Origin of the sequence: Nostoc sp. FACHB-152, assembly GCF_014697475.1 — a bacterium.
Taxonomy (GTDB): domain Bacteria; phylum Cyanobacteriota; class Cyanobacteriia; order Cyanobacteriales; family Nostocaceae; genus Nostoc_B.
In genome coordinates this window covers 1-6,570 of the sequence record NZ_JACJRV010000154.1, presented here as the reverse complement: position 1 = coordinate 6,570, position 6,570 = coordinate 1, and the positions used below count along the sequence as shown (strand labels likewise).

Sequence of the window (6,570 nt, the reverse complement as noted above, 5' to 3'; positions counted from 1 at the left end):
TTAAATAGAGCTTATTGCGAATAAATGCTCTTTTTCTTTTACCACAAATTGCTACACTCTTTGTAAGATAAGCATTCTAGACCATTTTGTCCCCCCGCAAGGTCGTTAACTCACTTGCCCCTGGACAATCAAACCGCCAAATTTGATTTGTTTTTGGAATTGACTGAAACGCCGACTGGTCTAGTAGGCTACTTCGAGTATAGTACCGACTTGTTTGCAGCTACGACGATCGCTCGTATGGCTGAACATTTCCAAAAATTACTTGAGGACATTGTTGTTAATCCAAATGAACAAGTTGATAAATACTGCTTGCTCACCATAGCCGAGAAACAACAACTGCATATATGGAATCAGACTCAAAGCGATTTTCCTCAAGAATGTATTCACAAATTGTTTGAAGCCCAAGTAGCAAGAACACCGAACGCGATCGCCATTGAATTTGCCGGACAGCACTTAACTTACCAAGAATTAAATCAGCAAGCAAATCAAGTAGCAAATTATTTGCAAACCCTTGGTGTCAAACCAGATGTTCTTGTCGGTATTTGCATTGAGCGATCACTCCAGATGGTGATTGCTCTTTTAGGAATTCTCAAAGCGGGTGGAGCTTATGTGCCATTAGACCCAGCTTATCCCCAAGAACGTTTAACATTTATGCTCAACAACTCCCAAGCTTCGCTACTATTGGCACAGCAGAATTTAATTGAAAAACTACCAAGGCATGACATACGGATAGTTGACATAAACTTTGAATGGGAAGTAATTGCCCAAAATCCGACAACCAATCTCCAAAGTAAAGTTACACTTGACAACTTAGCCTACGTCATTTACACCTCTGGTTCTACTGGTAAACCTAAAGGTGTAGCAATGCCACACCGTCCCCTTGCCAACTTAATTACTTGGCAATGGCAAAATTCCACAGTTGGTTTTAATGCTAAAACACTTCAATATACTCCGATTAGTTTTGATGTCTCCTTCCAAGAAATCTTTGCTACCTTAACTACAGGTGGCACACTCGTTCTAATTTCCGAACAAACTCGGCGTGACCCCACAAGTCTATTGCGATTTCTCAATCAAGCAAAAATTGAGAGGCTATTTCTACCGTTTGTGGCACTACAACAGTTAGCACAAACAGTACAAATGCAAAGCATCATACCTAGTAGTTTGCGTGAGGTAATTACTGCTGGCGAACAATTACGCATCACCACAGCAATTGCACATTTGTTTAATCACTTACCTAACTGTAGTTTGCACAACCATTACGGCCCATCTGAAACTCATGTAGTGACAGCCCTTTCCTTGACTGGTTCGCCGCCAGATTGGCCAGCATTGCCAGCGATTGGACAACCAATTACTAACACACAAATATATCTACTAGATTCACACCTACAACTTGTGCCTGTTGGGGTTGCTGGTGAGTTATATGTTGGTGGTGTTAGTTTGGCAAGAGGATATTTTAACTCTCCTGAATTGACAGCACAGAGATTTATTGTCAGTCCTTTTGATAAGAGCGATCGCTTGTATAAGACAGGTGATTTAGCTAGATATCTTGCAGATGGCAATATTGAGTATTTGGGACGCATAGATCAACAAGTCAAGATTCGCGGCTATCGTATTGAGCTAGGAGACATAGAAGCTGCACTTAGTCAATATCCTGCTGTTAAGGAAACAATTGTCATAGCCCGCGAGGATCTGCCTGGTGAACAGTACTTAGTTGCCTATCTTTGTCTGAAACCACAGGAGTCTGAAGATACTTCTTCAGTTTCATCGCAGATTGAACTACAAAAGTATTGTCTATCTGAAATAACCACTCAAAACAAACTTGGCGATCTTCCAGTCCAAGACGAACAGGCAGTTAACCTTTCCAATTTGATACCCCAACTTCGTGCTTTTCTCAAACAGAAACTACCAGAGTACATGATTCCTACTGGTTTTGTTGTGATGGAAGCTTTGCCAATTACACCTAGCGGCAAGGTTAATCGCCAGTCGTTACCTGTGCCAAACCGACTTAGACCCGAACTACAAGAACCTTTTGTTGCACCTCGTAACGATGTTGAACAGCAATTAGCTGTAATTGTAACTCAAATTTTGGGACTCGAAAAAGTTGGAATTTATAATAACTTCTTTGACTTGGGAGGACATTCTTTATTATTAGCTCGGATGCTTTTCATGATACAAGAAACATTTCAGGTAGAGTTATCCCTGCAAAATATTTTCCTAGCACCTAGCATTGCAGAATTAGCTAAAATCATTGCAGCGATCAAAGCCGGAGATGAAGTAGCATCAATTATTTATCCTATTCTTGATTTAGAAGCTGAAGCTATTTTAGATCCAACAATTAATTCTCAAACTGCATCGCTTGATTTAGCTTTTGAGCCAACCAACGTTTTATTAACTGGTGCAACAGGCTTTTTAGGAGCTTTTTTGCTTCACAAATTACTTGAGCAAACCCAGACTAAGGTTTATTGTTTGGTGAGGGCTAGTGATGTTAAAGAAGGTAACGAACGCATCAAGAGCATCCTGAAATCTTACAAGCTTTGGGAGCAAAATAGAAGCTCCAGAATTATTCCCGTAATTGGCAATATCTCGCTACCACTGCTGGGATTATCGTCTGAACAGTTTCAAACCTTGGCACAGACTATCGATATTATCTACCACAACGGTGCATTAGTTAACTTTGTGTATCCATACTCTGCGCTCAAAGCCGCGAATGTTTTAGGTACACAAGAAATTCTCAGATTAGCAAGCCAAACAAAGATTAAACCCGTTCATTTTGTCTCTACTGTTGGCGTTTTTTCACCAATAGCCTATCCTGAAACCCAAGTTATTTTAGAACAGCCAGCCGATCGCCCGCATAGTCTTTACGGGTATACCCAAAGCAAATGGGTTGCAGAAAAATTAGTTACACTTGCTCATAAGCGAGGAATTCCCACAGCTATCTATCGTCCCAGTTGGATAGAAGGACACAGCCAAACAGGAATTTGTAACCATCCTGACTTTTTACGCAGTCTAATTAAAGGCTGTATTCAACTGGGGTCAGCACCTGATTGGAATATGCCAATAGATATTGTTCCTGTGGATTATATTAGTCAGGCGATCATCCAGTTATCAAAACAAAAATCATTTAATGAGAGAATATTTCACATTTCTAATCCTCAATCTATATCATGGTGTCAGCTTGTTAACTGGATGCAGAATTTTGGCTATTCAATTGAAATAATTCCTTTTTCAGATTGGCTCTCTAAAATCAAATCTTTTCTGCCAAATATGCCAGAGAATGCTTTATTTCCCTTCTTAACTTTCTTATGTGAAAAGCTTCCAAAGCAGCACCAGTCAATTCCGGAAATTTATTTTCAACCAAAAACTCTACACTTTGATAGCTCTAATACATTCATTGGGTTAGCAGGTAGTAATATTAATTGTCCACCTGTGAATGATAAACTGCTGAATACTTACTTTTCATACTTTATCCATTCTGGTTTTTTGAACCCTCCTTTCCAATAGAGTGCAGATTAATTATTAAGGCAGAGGCAGAGAAATTGGTTAAACATCAATTTCTCTGCTTTCGCTTCTCTTTGCTATTCAAGAAATGCTGGACTCAACAGGTAAATTTGTTAACTCAAACCCATTATCTCTCTGAGGCATTTTATTTTAAGTGCTGAAAAGTAGAGTGAATTTATGTTTGATCTGGATATTTTTAGGGAATTATCTTAACTAGAGAAGAAATTTATACTGCTTTCAATAAGTTTCTACTCGCATAACAGCTTTTAAAATTTATTCTGGTTTCCACTTTATGAAAACCTGTTCATCATCTAGCAAATTCTGGGCATTGCCATTGCAGCTTGTCCTCATTGTTCCCTTCGTGGTGCAAGTGTTTGGTGCAGTGGGTTTAGTGGGGTACTTGTCGTTTAAAAATAGTGAGAAGGCTGTTGAGGATTTGTCAAAGCAATTGATGAAGCGAACAAGTAGTGAGGTACACCATCATTTAGATGCTTACTTGTCAATTCCGCATAAAGTCATCCAGATTAATGCTAATGCAATACGTATGGGATTACTAGATGTCCGAGATCGCAAAACAGTTGGCAAATTCTTCTGGTATCAAATGCAAGCTTATGATTTGACCTATATCAGTTTGAATCTACCAACTGGGGAAGGAGGTGGAGCCGGTCGCTACGATGGCAAAACAGTTACTATCGACGAGAACACCATCAAAACACCTAGCTTGCCGAAAAATTCTAAAACCTACTTGACAGACAACGATGGCAATCGTACTCAACTGTTGTCTACTGCTACGTGGGATACCCTCAATGAAACCAATTACACGGAACCTGCCAAAGCTGGGAAACCCATCTGGACAAGGATCTATACCTACTACGATCCGGCCTATCCTCCCTATATCGCAGCATCGGCAGGTAGCCCAGTTTATAATGCCACTAAAAAGCTAATTGCCGTGGTGGGGGTTGACATTCATCTATTGAAACTGAGCGAATTTTTGCGAGCATTAGATATCAGTCGCTCTGGACAAGTATTTATTGTAGAACGTGACGGGATGTTGGTTGCTAATTCTTGTCCAGAGCAACCTTTTAGTGTCAATAAGAACGAAATTAAACGTCTTAAAGCTACAGAGAGTCCTAATCCCATTGTGCAAGGGATTGCTAAACAGCTTCAGCAACGAATTCCTAATTTTCGGACAATTATTAATACCCAAGAACTACAAGTCAATTTTCAAGACGAAGATTATTCTGTGCATATTGCGCCTTGGCGTGACTCTTATGGCTTGGACTGGCTAGTTATAACCAGTATCCCACACAGTGCCTTTATGTCCCAAATCAATGCTAATACCCAGATTACTGTTTTACTTTGTTTTGGCGCACTGATATTGGCAACCATAAGTGGTATTTTTACCGGACGCTGGATTTCACGTCCTGTCTTGCGTCTGAAGCAGGCAAGCCAAGCAATGGCATCTGGCGACTTAGAACAGACAGTTACAGATGGCAACATTCAAGAACTTAACATCCTTGCCCATTCGTTTAACAACATGGCAGATCAACTGCGCCAATCCTTTCTTACTTTAGAAAATAGTAACGCCGAACTGGAAGCACGAGTTGAAACACGGACTTTTGAACTCAAAACAGCCTTGATTGAACTACAGCGTACCCAAGCACAAGTCGTTCAAAGTGAAAAAATGTCTAGCCTGGGTCAACTGGTAGCAGGTATTGCTCATGAAATCAATAACCCAGTCAACTTTATTCACGGCAATATTACTCACTTGAATGAATATACTCAAAACTTGTTGCAGATGATTTATTTTTGCCAAGAACGCCATTCTAGTCATGACCCAGAAATTCAAGCATTAGCCCAGGATATCGATCTAGAATTTCTCATCGAAGATTTACAAAAGATGCTGTCTTCGATGAAAATGGGGACTGAAAGAATTCGTAATATTGTCCTATCGCTGCGGAATTTTTCGCGTATGGATGAAGCGGAATTTAAGACAGTTGATATTCATGAAGGTATCGAAAGTACGCTCTTGATTCTGCAACACCGCCTCAAAGATAAACCAGACCGTCCGGCAATTGAAGTTATTAAAGATTATGGCAACTTGCCGCCAGTGGAATGCTATCCTGGTCAACTCAACCAAGTATTGATGAATATTTTAGTGAATGCAATGGATGCCCTTGATGAGGCAGACATCAAGCCCACTTCTCAACAGATACAAGAAAATCCCAGTCAAATTACTATCTGCACTTCAGTAGTTGATTCACAATCGATAGAAATTGCGATCGCTGATAACGCACAAGGAATGCCAGAATCAGTTCAAAGCCGGGTCTTCGATCCATTTTTCACTACTAAACCTGTGGGCAAAGGAACAGGTATGGGTATGGCAATCAGCTACCAAATCATTACAGAAAAGCATAAAGGAAAATTGCAATGTTTTTCTACCATTGGGGAAGGTACTAAATTTATAATTCAATTGCCTATCCAACAATGTATGTAGACTTTAGTATTTTGTATTTGAGTGGTAAGCGATGAATTGTCGCTAGCTGTCTTTGAACCCACTGCACAAATTATAGGTAGGAGTTGAGCTTAGGCGATTGATTAGTTGCAGTCGCAACATCATAGCTAAAAGCTAATGTTCGATGACGAAAATTGAAGTTTATAAAACTAACCCTAGCCTAAAATTAAAAGCAGTAAAGTTTCTGATAAAAATATTAAAGTGCTAATTAATATTTTTAACGTCATAATAAATACTGAGTAACTTAAGTAAAATATTACAAATTAGCATTACTCCTGAATCCTAAACCGCCGCATCATCTCCCGCAATTCAACAGCCTCCCCATCAACCGTGTAAACAACCCCACCAGACATCGCCAGCACAATTCTTTCCCTTCGCGCCCACTCAAACCACGCGCTGACATCTGCGGTAACGGTATTTTTGCCCTTGGTTCCACTATTGCGTGAATTAATAAAGTTCAAAAGACTTTGTAGTAGTATTACATTTTAGAGTTTTATTCTTCTTCCACCTTTGCTAACAAGAGTTACTGATGCTAAATTGCCAATACTTGCAATACT

Annotated in this window: 3 protein-coding genes; 2 read left to right on the top strand and 1 reads right to left on the bottom strand. The window is 39.8% G+C overall.

Features of this window, described 5'->3' with window-relative positions:
* Positions 1 to 114: 114 nt before the first annotated feature.
* The gene (locus tag H6G76_RS35760) at positions 115 to 3,501 is read left to right on the top strand and encodes a non-ribosomal peptide synthetase (RefSeq protein WP_190710929.1); all 3,387 of its coding nucleotides are present in this window, start codon (positions 115 to 117) and stop codon (positions 3,499 to 3,501) included.
* A 289-nt stretch (positions 3,502 to 3,790) separates the two neighbouring features.
* Positions 3,791 to 5,995 (top strand): ATP-binding protein, encoded by a 2,205-nt coding sequence (locus tag H6G76_RS35755; protein ID WP_190710928.1) that lies wholly within the window; start codon positions 3,791 to 3,793, stop codon positions 5,993 to 5,995.
* Between the two features lie 287 nt (positions 5,996 to 6,282).
* On the opposite strand, the gene H6G76_RS35750 is transcribed toward H6G76_RS35755, so the two are convergent.
* On the bottom strand, positions 6,283 to 6,474 hold the full coding sequence (locus tag H6G76_RS35750) for a hypothetical protein (protein WP_199337644.1): 192 nt from the start codon (positions 6,472 to 6,474) through the stop codon (positions 6,283 to 6,285).
* Positions 6,475 to 6,570: the final 96 nt, after the last annotated feature.